This is a genomic window from Nocardiopsis sp. NPDC006832 (assembly GCF_040635885.1).
Classification (GTDB): Bacteria; Actinomycetota; Actinomycetes; order Streptosporangiales; family Streptosporangiaceae; genus Nocardiopsis.
This window is the reverse complement of the sequence record NZ_JBEYLC010000008.1, coordinates 112,749-126,678: the sequence shown is the minus strand read 5'-3', so window position 1 is coordinate 126,678 and position 13,930 is coordinate 112,749. Positions and strand designations below refer to the sequence as shown.

Sequence of the window (13,930 nt, the reverse complement as noted above, 5' to 3'; positions counted from 1 at the left end):
CGTCCTTCGGCAGGACCGTTCCGAAGAACGATCAGGGCTCAATCAGCGGCACGCGCCCTCAGCGAGGTGGCGGCCTCGCCCCGCCACTCGTCCTCGTCGTGCCAGATGACCGCCACCCCCATGGTTCCGGTGAGCGCGGCGGACGCCCACTCTTCCTTCGGTTCCTCCGCCAGGACCAGGCACACCCGATCGGCCTTTGACCCCCGGGACCAACGCCACTCCAACGCCTCCAGGGCGGCCTCGCGCAACCGTTCGTAGCCGGTGTCGGTGTCGGGCAGGATCCGGTACAGCACCGACCCACCGACCGATGCGCAGATCACGTCCTCACCCTCCGACTCGGTCGGACGGTGTCCCGCCTTGTACAGGCCGGCCAGGAGGCTGTGGCGCAGGAAACCGGCCGCGCCCTGGTCCTGCGGTCCCCTCGCCCGCGCGCGTGCGGCCAGGAACAACGCCAGGTGTTCGGTGGCGGTGGGGTCCTGCGGGCCGCCTTGTGGTGGAACCGGTGAGGTGTGCGCGCCCATCCGCTGTTCTTCCGTTTCCTTGATGGTGGTCTCGGCCCGGACGCGCGCGGAGATCCTGGAGGCGACTCCGGCCCGGTGTTGCAGCCAGGTGCGTTCGGCGTGCACGGTCTGGTAATCGACCACGGAAGCGGCGACGCGGTCCAAGACCAACCGGTAGCCCTCGTGTTCCAGCTGCCAGAAGCCGTCCGCACGCCGCGTCTGGCGCCCCTCGGCCAGGAAGTCCGTGAGCATGGCACGGACCTCGACCTGGGCGTCCCACGCGCCTGCCCGGTGCAGGACCGCGAACCGGGCACGCGCCGCGGCGCCGACGGTGATCTCCTCCGCCCGGGCCCCTTCCCTCAGCCGGGCGGGGGTGTCCGCCCCGGCCGGTGGCTCCAACACGTTGACCGGTGGACTCGTGGGAAGGGGATGTGCGGTGCGGTAACCGTCGCAGCCGGGTTCCCGGCACCAGCCGTCCGGGGATTTCGTGCGGTTGTCGCAACGCCGACCGTCGGCGTGGTGGCGGACGCAGGCACGCTCCTCGTGCTCGACCGGTGCGTTCGGGGCGAACAGGCTGTCGGGCAGCGCCCCGGCGTACAGGACCGACAGTGTTCGGGTGCACCTGGTCAGCGCCACGTAGAGTCGCCCATGGCCTCCAGGACCCGAACGTGCGATCTCGCGGGGTTCCACCAGCACCACGTGGTCGAACTCCAGGCCGCTGACCGTGGACGCGCCCAGGACATGGACGTTGTCACCGGTGAACGTGGGATCGGAAGCCAACGCCCGCGCGATCGTCTCCATGTGGTTGGAGGCGTCGTCGACGATGACGGCCACGGAACGCTCCCCCGCACCGGCCGCCAACTCGTGTACACGACGCCGGACACCGTCGACCAGGTCGTCCCGGCCCAACCGGGTCATGGACAACTCCCCGTCTCGGGGCGCCCGGAGGGTGGTGGGGAAGGTCGTCAGTTCGGAGGCGGCCACGGCCGCGGGGACCGCGGTGTGCATGACCTGACTGGGAATCCGGTACCCGAGGGTGAGTTCCTCCTGCTCCCAGCCGTCCGGCAGGTCCAGGTGCTCGGTCAGCGCCGACCAGTCGGCGTAATGGTGCGTTCCGGTGGCCTGGGCGAGGTCGCCCAGGAGGGTGAAGGAACCGGTGGGGCAACGGCGGGCCAGGGCGCGCAGCCGCATGGGGGTGAGGTTCTGTGCCTCGTCGACGACGATGTGCCGGTGACGATCGGGGGTCTGCCCACTGAGCAGGATCCGAAGTTCCTCCAGGCAGGGCAGGTCCGCGCGGGTCCAGGTCGCCTGACCGACCGGTCCGACCGGGCGACGGTGCAGGATCGAGCGCTCCCGGTCGGTGAGGACGTCTTCGGACACCCGGGCCAACAGGTCGGCGTCATTCAGGAGGCGGCGGTACAGACGGCTCTCGGAGACCTTGGGCCAGGTGGCGTTGACGGGACCTGACAGCTGGGCGGTGACGCGCTGACGCAGGGCACGACCATGTCCGCGAGGGCTATAGGTGACCTGGTCGATCATGTGGTCGACGAGCAGGTCGGTGAAGCGCTCGCGGCGGACGTCCAAGGGCATGTCCAGGTCCTGTGTCCGTTCGAAGAGCCGTTGGATCTCCGCACTGTCCACCGCGAGGGTTTCGTCGTCGATGTGAGCGACGAGTCGCCCGTCGTCGAGGAACTTGGTCCAGGCGCCCTCGTTCACCGTGTCGTGGACGGCTCGGCGGAGGACCTGCGCCATGCGGGCGTCGGACTTGACCTGATCCTGCTCGATGGTGTCCTGGCCATCGATACGCCCCGGGCACAGGTCGTCCACGCGCACCGAGGTCACCCCACGCGTGCCGAGAGAGGGCAGCACCTCGCTGACATAGTCGAGGAAGTGCCGGGTGGGGCCGACGACGAGGATCTGTTCCGGGGTGAAGTGGTCGTTGTCCAGCAGCCAGGTGACACGGTGGAGACCGATGGCGGTCTTGCCGGTTCCGGGGCCGCCCTGGACCACCAGTGCGCCCGGGCGGTCGTGGCAGACCAGGTCGAGCTGGTCGCGGTGGATCGTCTCGACGATGTCGCGCATCAGCCCGTCACGGGAACGGTCCAGCTCCTCGTGGAGGAAGGGGTCTTCGGGCATGCCCGACTGCTGCTCGCCGCGGGCCTTGACCATGGCCGCGACCCGTGCCGGGGACGGCGTCCCGTAGGTGGGCCCACCGACGTCGCGGACGAGTTCGTCGTGGTAGTCGACCACCCGTTCACCGCGACAGCGCAGGCGCCGGCGAAGCGTGACCACGCCCTTGTCGGTTCCGCGTTCGCGCCGCCAGCGTACGGCCGCAGGGTTGGTCCACTTGATGACGAAGACTTCTCCACTTTCGTCGCGCACGTTCTTGCGACCGATGTAGAAGGTCTCGGCCTCGGCCTTCTCAAGCAGGTCGACCCGTTGGACGACGAGTTGCCGTTCGTCGATCCGGTACTCCTGCGCCCAGCGTGTGAACTCGGCGTGCTGGGCCACACCGTCCTTGGCGCTGGCCGCGGCGTTCACCCCGGCGAGCCGCTCGGTCTTCACACGTTGCCGTTCCAGGTATCGGTGGGCCCGGTCCACCGATACCTGTTCCTGCTCGATGATCCGCTCTCGGGCCGTGTTCTCCATGGCCTGGCCTCCTTCGAAGAGGAATGCGACGGGCGGCGCCGTCGGGGGGACGGCGCCGCTTGCGAGGTCGGGGGGTCGGGAACACACCGGCTACGTCATGCGCCTGCCGACCGAAGTTTTCAACGAATACACCAAATTATACTTGGCGTGAACACGACCAACCAGATGGCGTTGGGCACTTGTTCTCCACCGAAATCCGTGTTCGTCATCCCACCCGGGCTTCACGCCCTCAACGGAAGGCGTTCCCGAGCCGTCGGGAGAGGTCGATCGCCTTGGCCGCGCTCATTCGGGGCCAGCGCCCCGGCCCTCACTCAATTACTCAGCCACCTCTCGCGTAGCCGCTCGGCCAGGTCGCGGCGTTCGAGCCCTTCGAACATGGTGGTCAGACGCTCCAGGGCCGAGGGCACCTCCCACTCCGACAGACCACTCAGGAAGGCGTCGAGTACGGGATCGTCCGTTCCACCACGATGTTCACCGGCCTCCTCCGACCTGTTCCCCGAGGTGCTCATCAGGTCGAGAGCCGCCCCGGCGTTCTCGATCTCGTGCAGCAGGTCAGGGTTCTGCTCGTACCACCACACCCTGGCCACCTGCGGGTCACTGAGCACGTCGCGCTGAAGTTCACGGACCCGTTCCATACGAACTCGGTGGGCGGCCCGCTCGACCTCGTTGCGTGGGCCCACGCGTTCTCGTTCGCGTTCCAGGTCGAGGTCCTCCTTGTCTACGGACAACCGCGCCAGGACCGCGACCTCACGCACCACCTCCTCATGTGTTCCCTTCGCCTCGGCCAGGGCGCAGCCGATCTCGGCCTCGGCGCTCCCTCGGTCGCCAAGGGTGAACCCCGAGCTCACCCCCTTCGCGATCCGAATGACCTCGCGTTGCAGCAGGGCGCGCGCACGCGCCTGCGCCGCAGCTCCCGCCCCGTTCCAAGCGATGGTCATCTCGAAGGTGGCCTCGAACCCCATCCCGGCCGCGGCGCTCGGGACCCTGGCCTGGAACTCCACCGTCGTGTCCGGTGAGCGGAAGGCGATGCTCCACACCGGCGTATCGTGCTTATTACCGCGCTTGGTTCCGCGTCCACGTCCGATCATCATTTCCTCTCCTCAGTGATGATCCGCCACAGTTCTTCGATGGCCGGAGCTCTGTGCGTGTGGGCGTGCCGCCAACGGTTGATCCACCGTTCGAGCGCGGACCGGAAGGGGCCGTGTTCACGGGCGACGCCTCTGAGCACCTCGAAGCCGATGTCGCTCGCGTCCCGGCAATCGGCCAGGGCGTCGAACCACGCCCACAGCGCCCTTCCTACCTCGGCCTCAGATGAGGTGGCCGCTTGCCAGGCGCGAGCGAGTTCGTCGGATGTCCTCTCCCCCGACCACAAGTCCACCAACACTCGTGGCCCTGCCTTGCCCCCACGGGCGAGCAGACGGCACAGCGCCAGAGCAGCGACCTCGTTCGCTCGTCCCTTCCTCTCCCGAAACGTCCAGTCGACCAGGGACTCCAGGACGACGCCGGTGTTCTCCGGCTCCCCGGCGATGTCCTCCAATGCCTGGACCAGGCTCGGGTCCCAGAACACCAAGACCTTCTCGGCGATGGCACGGATGCGGGTCAGTGCGGTCTCGGGCTGGATCCGGCCGTAGACCCGGCAGACCTCCAAAACAGTCCGGTCACTCATACGCACTCGCGGGGAGCTCGCGATGTTGTAGAGCAGTCGGCGCACTCGGGGGCCGAACTCGGGCGAGAGTGCGGCTTCGGCCACCACGGGGATGGCCTCCCACATGAGTTCCTTGGTATTGCCCCACTCCTCGATGAGCATGCGGACCGGGGCAAAGTCCCGCTGTCTGCGGGCCAGGCGCAACCACCGCCGGGCCGCCTCCAACCGGTGGTGCTCACCCAGGTCGGCGACGGCCACGGGAACCCATTCCCGAAGGAGGGTGCGGGTCTCTGGGTGCTCACGCCACAGGTAGTCGAGCGCCTCGTCAGCGGCTTTGGGCCGATTGAAGTAGATGCCGTCCTCACGCACGTGGGCCTTGATCTCCCCCAGGTGGGAGGTGAGCCCGTCGCCGGAGATGGGGGTACGCCATAGCGGCGGAACGTGCCACACCTTCGCCAGCCCACGGGCATGGTGAGCGATGGCCGCCCGGGGTCCCCCTTCCAGCAGGGCGACGGTGGCCAGCAATACACGCTGGAACTCGGTGTCGAGAGCGTGTTCGCGGAACCATCCGGCCAGATCGTCGGAGTTCTCAACGTGGTCCTTCAGAACGTGTGCGATCCACTCCTTCTCATCGGTGAAGGAGTTCTTACGCCGGTGTGCCTCACGAACCAGAGTGATGACCCGGGCGGGTTCGGCACCTTCCAGGGCCTCGCGTACCTCGGCGGTGTCCAACCAGAGCGCGGTGGCCCTTTCACCGCATATGCGGCCCATGACGCGGCGGAAGACATCGATCGCACCGGCCGGCGCGTCGATACGCAACCGGGCCCGGAGGTCGTTTGGGAAGCCCCTAGAGACCGAATCGCTCACGAACACCAGCAGAGCACCGGATCGACGTGCGCCCATCGCCAACCCTCGAAGGGCCACCTTCTGCGTGGTCGTGGGCTCGGGCAGTCCGGTGAGGTCGAGTAGGAGAGACTCGTCGGAATCCACGTTGATCAGGGAGACCCCGGCGTCCTTGGCCGCCGTGTCGATCGTGAGCTCTTCGATCGGGCTTCCGAGTCGTACCGAAGCCAACGCATGCAGAGCGGCGGTGAAGCGTCCGGTTCCGGGTTTGCCCGAAACGACCCCCACGCCGTCGTCCCTGAGTTCGTTCCGGAATATGTCGTACGCGGCGGGGTCGGCGGCACAGAAGGTGTTGCGCACCTCCTTGACGCGTTCCTCGTCGACGGTGGCGGTCTGGCGGAGTCGCTGGGTGATGCCCTCGCCGATGTGCTCGTGGTAGTGGACGCCGCCGTTGATCTTTCCGGCGGCGACGGCTTGGCCCCTGTTCTTGTCGACCTTATTCCCGAAGCGGGGCCTGCGGCGGCCCTTCTTCGTGGCGTCCCCTTTGGTTTCGGAAGGGCGCTCCCCAGTGGTCTTCGCATCCTTGGCGCCCCCTTCTTCGGTCGGTTGCGCCTGCCGTCGTTCAGGGGGCGGGTCGTGCTCGGAGCCCGTTGGTTCAGCGGTCATCGACGTTCTCCCCATAGTGGACGCCGCCGTTGATGGTCCCGCCCTGGACGACCTGGCCGCGGTTATTGTTGCGAACCGCGTACTCGTTGTAGGCGTCGACCTGCTCAGGTACAGAGCGTGTACGCGAAGGAGCGTCGTCGGTGGTGGCGCCGCCGGAGTCACCGGTGGGGGCACCGTCGTCGGGGGTGTCCTTGGGCGACGTGTCCCCATCGGGGTCGGGACCCCAGGAAGGGGTGGGGACGAACAGGTAGCCCTCCGCGGAGAAGCCCTTGCCGCCCACGGTCGCGTTCACCTGACGCCACCGGGTGGGGCGCACCGTGGTGAAGTCGCCCAGAACCACGTCCTCGTACACGCGTCGGGAGATGATGGCGGCGACCAACGTGGTGTCGGGGTCGGTGCGCTTGAGTTCGGCGCGGACCGGTTCGGAGTCGAGCAGGCGGTGGGTGCTGATCATGGCCTCGCCCATGGCGTTCTTGGGGTCTCCGGCGCCGTGGTAGGGCAGGGGACCGACGTCGATGCTCACCCGCAGGCGCATGCGCAGGTCCCGGTCGAGGGCGGCCAGGACGGGCTGGATGTGCTCCAGGGAGTTCTGCAGGTTGCCCAGGAAGGGGCTGATGAGGAAGGGCAGGTGTTCGGGGTCGGTGCCGAAGACGTAGCCGTCGCCGCCGTGCCGGGCGAACAGCCTCTCCTCCCAGACCTTCGCCATGCCGGACTCCTTCAGCGCCTCCTCCAGCACCTTCGGGATGAGAGCGCCGATGATCTGCTGGTTCCTGGCGCTGGTACTGCTGAAGTTCTCCATGTCTACGGCCAATACGGCCCGGTAGAGCGGGAGCGGGGTGACGTCACCGTGTGCGGGCAGATCCAGTTCCATGCCGATTCTCCTCAGGGGGTGAGTGGGCCTCGGCGGCCCGTCCGCGGGCAGCATCGCGCGGTGTCCGATGGGACTTTGTTCAGTTCTGAACACAACGGGAGGGAAGTGACGCACGGCACCTCAGCCGGGTTCGTCTCCCCGGGCGATGGCCTCCAGGCGGACCAGGTCGAGGAGGGCCACGTACTGGCGACCGGTGCGGATCAGCCCCATCTCCTTGAGACGGGTGTAGGCGTTGTGCACGGAGGTGCGGGAGAGCCCGACGAAACCGCCGATCTCCTGTTGGGGCAGGGGGATGTTCAGGAGCACGCCTCGGCCCGGGTCGTCGGGCCGGTCGGGCGCGTCAGTGAGCGGGGGCGGGATCGGCTCGCCGAGCATGGTCGCCAGGTGGACCAGGGCGGCGGGCAGGCGACGTTCGGCCGGTAGCCGAGAGAGCTGGACGCGGATCTGGTCGCTTTCGCTCTGCCGTCTGACCACGCTCTCCCACAGCCGGGAGACCAGGTCGAGTTCTTTGAGCCTGCGCTGGAAACGCTCGGCGGGCAGGTGAACGGTGGCGCCGTCGGTCAGGGCGACCACGGTGGCGCTGCGTGTCACTCCCCCGCCGGCCAGGACCGATTCGCCGAGGATCTCACCGTGGGATCGGAAGGCCAGCGGGGCCCGGGTGCCGTCGGCGTACACCGACTCCACGCGGAGGCGGCCGCCGAGGATGAGGTGGACGCCGGTGCCCGTGTCGCCCTGGTGCAGGAGGACCTGCCCACGGGTGAAGGCGCTGGAAGGGGTCGAGGAGACGAGTCGGTGCCACTGGTCGTCGGTGAGCAACCCACCGAAACCGTGTCTGCGCATGGGGGGTGTTCCTTTTCCGCTCAGGGGTCGCTGCCGAGTGTGAAGGTGCCCCCCTTCCGGCGGGCCGCGGCCCACGCCGGGTCAGCGGCGAGCCGTTCCGTGTATTGGCGTCATCATCTTAAATACAACTCTGTGAATAATGTCAACCATTTGCGCGAAAAACGCGGGCCGGGTACCTCGGCGGTCCTTCGGGCGGTCTCGCCGTGGCGGTCGAGTTCAGGCGGAAGGCGTCACCGAGCCACCGGTACCGGTCCCGGCCGTCGCGAGCACGTGTCCGGGCACCGCATGTTTTGCCTGTTCCTGCCCGTACCTTGGTGTTCGCCCGGGCAGGTGCTCCACGAACCGCACCCGACATCGAGGGGACCTCATGATCGCGAAGCTGTCCGAAATCGGCCTCACTTCCGAGATGGCCTACACCGCCGGTACCGCCAGCATCGGCCTGGCGTTCCTGAGCTGGGCCATGTCCAAGAAGAAGGAGGACGCCTCCCTCGACCGGGCCGACCGGTGGGGCATCTTCGTCGGACAGTGGGCTCCCACCTTCTTCGCTCTGGGCGTCGCTCTACGTCTTGAGGAGAAGAAGTAGCCTCCAAGAAGAAAAGGGGACCCGACACGGACGTGTCGGGTCCTTCTCTTTGTCGACCGTGGGCGGCGGAAGCGTCAGCCACCGGAACCGATCTTGGCGATGGCCGCGTCGACGCGTTCCGCCATCTCGATGTCCCGGGTGGTCACCGCGCCTATCGATGCGGTCCGCACGGTGAAGACGACCTCGGTGCCGGTGGTGTGGTGTTCGAAACCGTGACCGAGTTCGCGAGCCGCCTTGTGGGCCTGATTCAGCAGCGGTGTGAGCCGGTCGACCGGCAGGTTCACGGACCGGGTCAGACCCTCGGTGTCGCCCTGCCAGTCGGGAAGCCCCTCCAAGGCCCGCTCCAGGCCGGCCTGATCCAGGCGGTCGGGCGTGTCCGTCTGGCCGGTATCGGCCCGGCCGCGCGCTCCCTGGGGGTCGCGGGCCCACTCGGCGAGTTCGTCGGGAAGCCGAGAGGCCAGTTCCTCGGCGAGCCGGGGATCGCTCCGGTGGATCCCGGAGAGCACGGCTCCCATCAGGCGCACGCCTCTTTCCGGAGGGCAGCCGATCCGTTGGGCGACCTCCTCGGAGAGTTCACCGCTCTCCAGGGCCGGCGCACCCGGTTGCTCGGGGATATGGTCGCGCAGCATCGCGGGGAGTTGTTCGCGCAGATACTCGCGGGTATCCGGGTCGGTGTGCCGGGCCAGTACCTCGGCGGAGGCCTCCAGCGCTCGGCGCGCCTCCTCGTTGTCGGAGGTGCCGCCTTCGCGGGCCACGTGTTCCATGAGTTCCTGATAGGCGATCATGTTCCCCCCTCGCGTCGAGCGATGATCGACTCTCATGGTCCTCCTAACCTGCGGTTTCGCCGACAAAACCCACCTTGCCTCAGGGATGGGCCGGGTTCAGGGCTTCCTGTCCGGTTTGGGGACGATGCTGATCATCCCGTTCGGTTCCAGGTAGGCGCGGGCGATCATGTCGAGGTCGCTGTAACCGTGCAGCCGCAGTTGGGTGAGCACCTCCTCCTCGGTGATGAACTCGCGTCGCATCACCCGGCGGTCGAGTCGGCCGTCCAGGACGAGCGGTCGGGGGCGGGCCTTGATCAGGTGGGCGAAGGCCGGCCAGCGGTAGGCGACCCCGTCGAGCGCCACGCTCCAGAACAGCATGGTGGCCGCCAGTACCAGGCCGTCACCGATCGTGTCGGCGTTCCCGGTCATGCCCGCGCTGGCGGCGTCGGCCATGAGCACGACCACGAGCAGGTCGGTGATGCCCAGGCCGCCGGACTCCCGTTGGCCGACGAGCCGTAGCAGCAGGACCAGCAGGAGGAAGGTGATGCTGCCCCGCGCGATGAGTTCGAGGATCGACTCGCTCGGTGGAAGGATCACGCTCCAGTCCATGGGCGTCCTCCTCGGCTATGACAAGTGGGGCCGTGGTTCACAGCCCCAGTCTCGCCCCGACGGTGTGAACCGGGTGGGGACGACACGGAGGTTCGGCGGCGCTCGTGGGCCGGAGGCCCGTTCGCGGATCGTCATCACTTACCGAGATTTTGCGTGTACCCAACGTTCGATCGGGTATTTCGATGCGACCCGACGCGGCCCGGGGAGGACCCAGAGGAAGTTCCACGGCGTGGCCGCCGGAGGTGAGGACGATGGGCGACACCGGTGGGCCACCGGAGAGCGCCATGCTGCGCGCGGTGTTCGACGAGGTGGGGGCGGGGTTGTTCGTCATCGACACCGCCGGCCGCATCACCGTGTCCAACCCCTACGCGCGTCAGATCGTGGGCCGCGACGAGGAACAGCTGTTCGGCGCCGACCTGCACGACCTGATGCACAGGGACGCCGACGGCGAAGAGCTTCCGCGCGAGGAGTGCCTCGCCCAGAGCGTGTTGGACAGCGGTCGGCCCACCGAGGGCAGCGACGAGTTCTTCCTGCGCGGAGACGGCACGCTCGTACCCATCATCTGGGCGGCCACGCCCCTCCAGGAGATGGATCGGACGGTGGGTGCCGTCATCGTCTTCCACAACTTCAAGAAGCACCGGGACGCCAGGGAACAGACCGCGTCGCACCTGGCGGCGTTGGAGGAGCTCACCGCACGGCTGAGCATGGTCGCGGAGAGCTCGGTCCTGCTCATCTCGGCCTCGCACATAGGTGAGGCGTTGGACCAACTGGTGCGGTTGTTGGTGCCGGAGATGGGCGACTGGGCGGTGGTCGACCTGCTTCCGGAGGCCGACACGGAGCGTCGGATGCGGCGCGCGGCCGTCCACTCCCAGGGCGCCCCCGACGTCGACGATTCGTTGAAGGGGCCGTTGCCGCCGCCCTCACACCCGTCGCGTTCGGCGTTGGCGCGGGCCCTGCGCGGGACCCGCCCCGTGTTGCTGGACGCCCAGGCCCAGGCGAACGAGCCGGACGAGCCGTTCGCCCACGCGCATCGGTGGTTGTTCGAGGTCCTGGGTGAGGGCAGCGCGGTGGTGGTGCCGCTGTACAGCCGCAGGAAGGTCTTCGGCGCGCTCACGGTGGGACGCACCGGTGTGGGGGCCGGCCACACCGAGGCCGAGATCCTGCTCCTGGGCGACATCGCCCGCCGTACCGGTCTGGTCATCGAGAGCACCCGTCTGTACGAGCAGCAGCGCGACATGGCGGTGACCCTTCAGCGACAGCTCCTGACCCCGCTGCCGCAGATCGACCACCTGAGGTTCGCCGCCCGTTACCAACCGGCGCAGCGGGCCGCGGAGGTCGGCGGGGACTGGTACGACGTGTTCCTGCTGGCCGACGGGGTCACGACCATGGTCATCGGGGACGTGGTCGGGCACGACCTGCACGCGGCGGGGCACATGGCGGAGGTGCGCAACATGCTGCGCGCGCTGGCCTGGGACCGCCAGGAGCCGCCCAGCCAGATCATGCGGCGTCTGGACGAGGTCATGACCAACACCAGTGACGCGCCCATGGCCACCGTCGTGATCGCCCGTATCGAGGGGACCGACGGCGGCCCGTGGCACCTGCATTGGGTCAACGCCGGGCATCCGCCGCCGTTGCTCATCACACCCGACGGGACCGCCCGATACCTGGAGGAGGGGCACGGTCCCCTCATCGGTATGAGCTCCGCCCTACACCTGGGGTTGGAGTGGCCCGACGCGTGGGAGGAGCTTCCGGAGCGATCCACGGTGCTTTTCTACACCGATGGTCTGGTCGAGAACCGCGATGAGCATCTCGACACGGGGTTGGAGAAGCTGCGCGGGCACGCCATGGACCTGACCCACCTGGGGTTGGAGGACTTCCTCGACGAACTCCTGGTGCGCATCAATCCCAGTGGGGACGACGTGGCCCTGTTGGCGCTGCGGATTCCGGAGGCGGGTGAGGGCGTCGGGGACGACATGGCGCCACCCCAGCACGCGCACAATCCGGCCGCCCCCGATCGGGGCGCTCCCGGTTCACGGGTGGAGGACACCCCGGTGCGTGACACCTCCGAGCCGGACTCCACCCCGGGCTGACGCCAGAGCCGTGCGCCGGAAGGCTCACGCCCGGAGAACAAGGGCCATCCCATCCCCGCCGGCCGCTCCCGTTCCTCGTGCCACGGACCGGGACCCGTACCGGCACGCCTCTCGACCTCATCCGAGGGCGGCCTACGTGTGAGGCACAACACATTCCCGCGTCCGATCCGGGTCGTGACACGCACCTTGCCCCAAAACGGATCGGCTCCTAGTTTGGAATCAATCCAGAAAACTGATTCAATACGAGAAAGCACCAGAGCGGTCCCGGCCCGAGGCGTCGAGCGTGGCACGACGAACTCCGCCGCGAAGACCACTCGCGTGGGTGTCACGAGGCCCGACACCTGTCGGTGATCCCACCGCCTTCCGTGGAGGTACAAGGAACACATGTCGTACCAGGACAACACCAAGCCGCTGACCACGGCGAACGGTGCCCCCGTCGCCAACAACCAGGACAGCCTCACGGCCGGTCCGCGCGGCCCCATGCTGCTGCAGGACCTGTGGTTCCTGGAGAAGCTCGCCCACTTCGACCGCGAGGTGATCCCCGAGCGGCGGATGCACGCCAAGGGCTCCGGCGCCTTCGGTACCTTCACCGTCACCAAGGACGTCTCCCAGTACACCAAGGCCGCGATCTTCTCCGAGGTCGGCAAGAAGACCGAGGTCTTCAACCGCTTCTCCACCGTCGCCGGTGAGCGTGGTGGCGCCGACGCCGAGCGCGACATCCGCGGCTTCGCCCTGCGCTTCTACACCGAGGAGGGCAACTGGGACATCGTCGGTAACAACACCCCGGTCTTCTTCTTCCGTGACCCGCTGAAGTTCCCCGACCTGAACCGCGCCGTCAAGCGCGACCCGCGCACCAACATGCGCTCGGCCGAGAACAACTGGGACTTTTGGACCAACCTCCCCGAGTCCCTGCACCAGGTCACCATCGTCATGTCGGACCGCGGCCTCCCCGTCGGCTACCGCAACATGCACGGCTTCGGTTCGCACACCTACTCCTTCATCAACGAGGAGAACGAGCGCGTCTGGGTCAAGTTCCACTTCCGCACCCAGCAGGGCATCAAGAACTACACCGACGGAGAGGCCCGTGAGGTCGTCGCCGACGACCGCGAGTCCTCCCAGCGTGACCTGTACGAGGCCATCGAGCGGGGCGACTTCCCCAAGTGGACCATGTACATCCAGGTCATGACCGAGGCCGAGGCCGAGGAGTACCGCTTCCACCCCTTCGACCTCACCAAGGTCTGGTCGAAGAAGGACTTCCCGCTCATCGAGGTCGGCGAGTACGAGCTCAACCGCAACCCGGAGAACTACTTCGCCGACGTGGAGCAGGTCGCCTTCACCCCGGCCAACCTGGTCCCCGGCATCGGTGTCTCCCCGGACCGCATGCTCCAGGGTCGCCTGTTCTCCTACGGTGACGCCGCCCGCTACCGCCTGGGCGTCAACCACCACCAGATCCCGGTGAACTACCCGCGCGGCGCCAAGATGGTCAACACCTACCACCGTGACGGTGCCATGCGCGTGGACGGCAACCAGGGCAGCGTTCCCGGTATCGAGCCGAACTCCTACGGCCGCTGGCAGGAGCAGCCCGCCTACGCCGAGCCGGCGCTGGGCGTGGGTGCCAACGCCGACCGGTTCAACTACCGCGAGGACGACGACAACTACTTCCAGCAGCCGGGCGACCTGTTCCGTCTGATGAACTCCGAGGAGCAGCAGCGTCTGTTCGCCAACACCGCGCGTGCGATCGACGGGGCCTCCGACGCCACCATCGAGCGCCACATCGCCAACTGCACCAAGGCCGACCCGGCCTACGGTGAGGGCGTGCGCAAGGCCATCGAGGCCCACAAGGCCGGCAGTCTGTAACGCTTCGCGGCAC

At 67.9% G+C, this 13,930-nt stretch carries 10 protein-coding genes; 3 read left to right on the top strand and 7 right to left on the bottom strand.

Features of this window, described 5'->3' with window-relative positions; genetic code table 11:
* Window positions 1-38 precede the first annotated feature (38 nt).
* From ABZ717_RS06425 to ABZ717_RS06405, 5 genes are all read right to left on the bottom strand, one after another.
* On the bottom strand, window positions 39-3,149 hold the full coding sequence (locus tag ABZ717_RS06425; RefSeq protein WP_358506524.1) for an AAA family ATPase: 3,111 nt from the start codon (window positions 3,147-3,149) through the stop codon (window positions 39-41).
* A gap of 311 nt (window positions 3,150-3,460) precedes the next feature.
* Entirely contained in the window at window positions 3,461-4,240 is a 780-nt protein-coding gene (locus ABZ717_RS06420) for a hypothetical protein (protein WP_358506521.1), read from the bottom strand.
* Entirely contained in the window at window positions 4,237-6,303 is a 2,067-nt protein-coding gene (locus ABZ717_RS06415; protein ID WP_358506518.1) for a hypothetical protein, read from the bottom strand. The genes ABZ717_RS06420 and ABZ717_RS06415 overlap by 4 nt, the downstream gene beginning before the upstream one ends.
* On the bottom strand, window positions 6,293-7,174 hold the full coding sequence (locus tag ABZ717_RS06410; protein ID WP_358506515.1) for a hypothetical protein: 882 nt from the start codon (window positions 7,172-7,174) through the stop codon (window positions 6,293-6,295). Before ABZ717_RS06410 ends, ABZ717_RS06415 begins: the two co-directional genes overlap by 11 nt.
* A gap of 120 nt (window positions 7,175-7,294) precedes the next feature.
* The gene (locus ABZ717_RS06405; RefSeq protein WP_358506512.1) at window positions 7,295-8,014 is read right to left on the bottom strand and encodes a Crp/Fnr family transcriptional regulator; all 720 of its coding nucleotides are present in this window, start codon (window positions 8,012-8,014) and stop codon (window positions 7,295-7,297) included.
* 367 nt (window positions 8,015-8,381) lie between these two features.
* Between ABZ717_RS06405 and ABZ717_RS06400 the strand changes: the two genes are divergently transcribed.
* Window positions 8,382-8,597, top strand: a complete 216-nt coding sequence (locus tag ABZ717_RS06400; protein WP_358506509.1) for a hypothetical protein — start codon at window positions 8,382-8,384, stop codon at window positions 8,595-8,597.
* A 74-nt stretch (window positions 8,598-8,671) separates the two neighbouring features.
* On the opposite strand, the gene ABZ717_RS06395 is transcribed toward ABZ717_RS06400, so the two are convergent.
* Together ABZ717_RS06395 and ABZ717_RS06390 are read right to left on the bottom strand one after the other, a co-directional pair.
* Window positions 8,672-9,382, bottom strand: a complete 711-nt coding sequence (locus ABZ717_RS06395; protein ID WP_358506506.1) for a DUF2267 domain-containing protein — start codon at window positions 9,380-9,382, stop codon at window positions 8,672-8,674.
* Between the two features lie 96 nt (window positions 9,383-9,478).
* Complete coding sequence (locus ABZ717_RS06390) at window positions 9,479-9,970, bottom strand: YetF domain-containing protein (protein WP_358506503.1); 492 nt, start codon at window positions 9,968-9,970, stop codon at window positions 9,479-9,481.
* A 251-nt stretch (window positions 9,971-10,221) separates the two neighbouring features.
* On the opposite strand from ABZ717_RS06390, the gene ABZ717_RS06385 reads away from it, so the two are divergent.
* Window positions 10,222-12,060: a SpoIIE family protein phosphatase gene (locus tag ABZ717_RS06385; RefSeq protein ID WP_358506500.1), complete on the top strand. Its 1,839-nt coding sequence runs from the start codon at window positions 10,222-10,224 to the stop codon at window positions 12,058-12,060.
* A 384-nt stretch (window positions 12,061-12,444) separates the two neighbouring features.
* Window positions 12,445-13,917, top strand: a complete 1,473-nt coding sequence (locus ABZ717_RS06380) for a catalase (protein WP_358506497.1) — start codon at window positions 12,445-12,447, stop codon at window positions 13,915-13,917.
* Window positions 13,918-13,930: the final 13 nt, after the last annotated feature.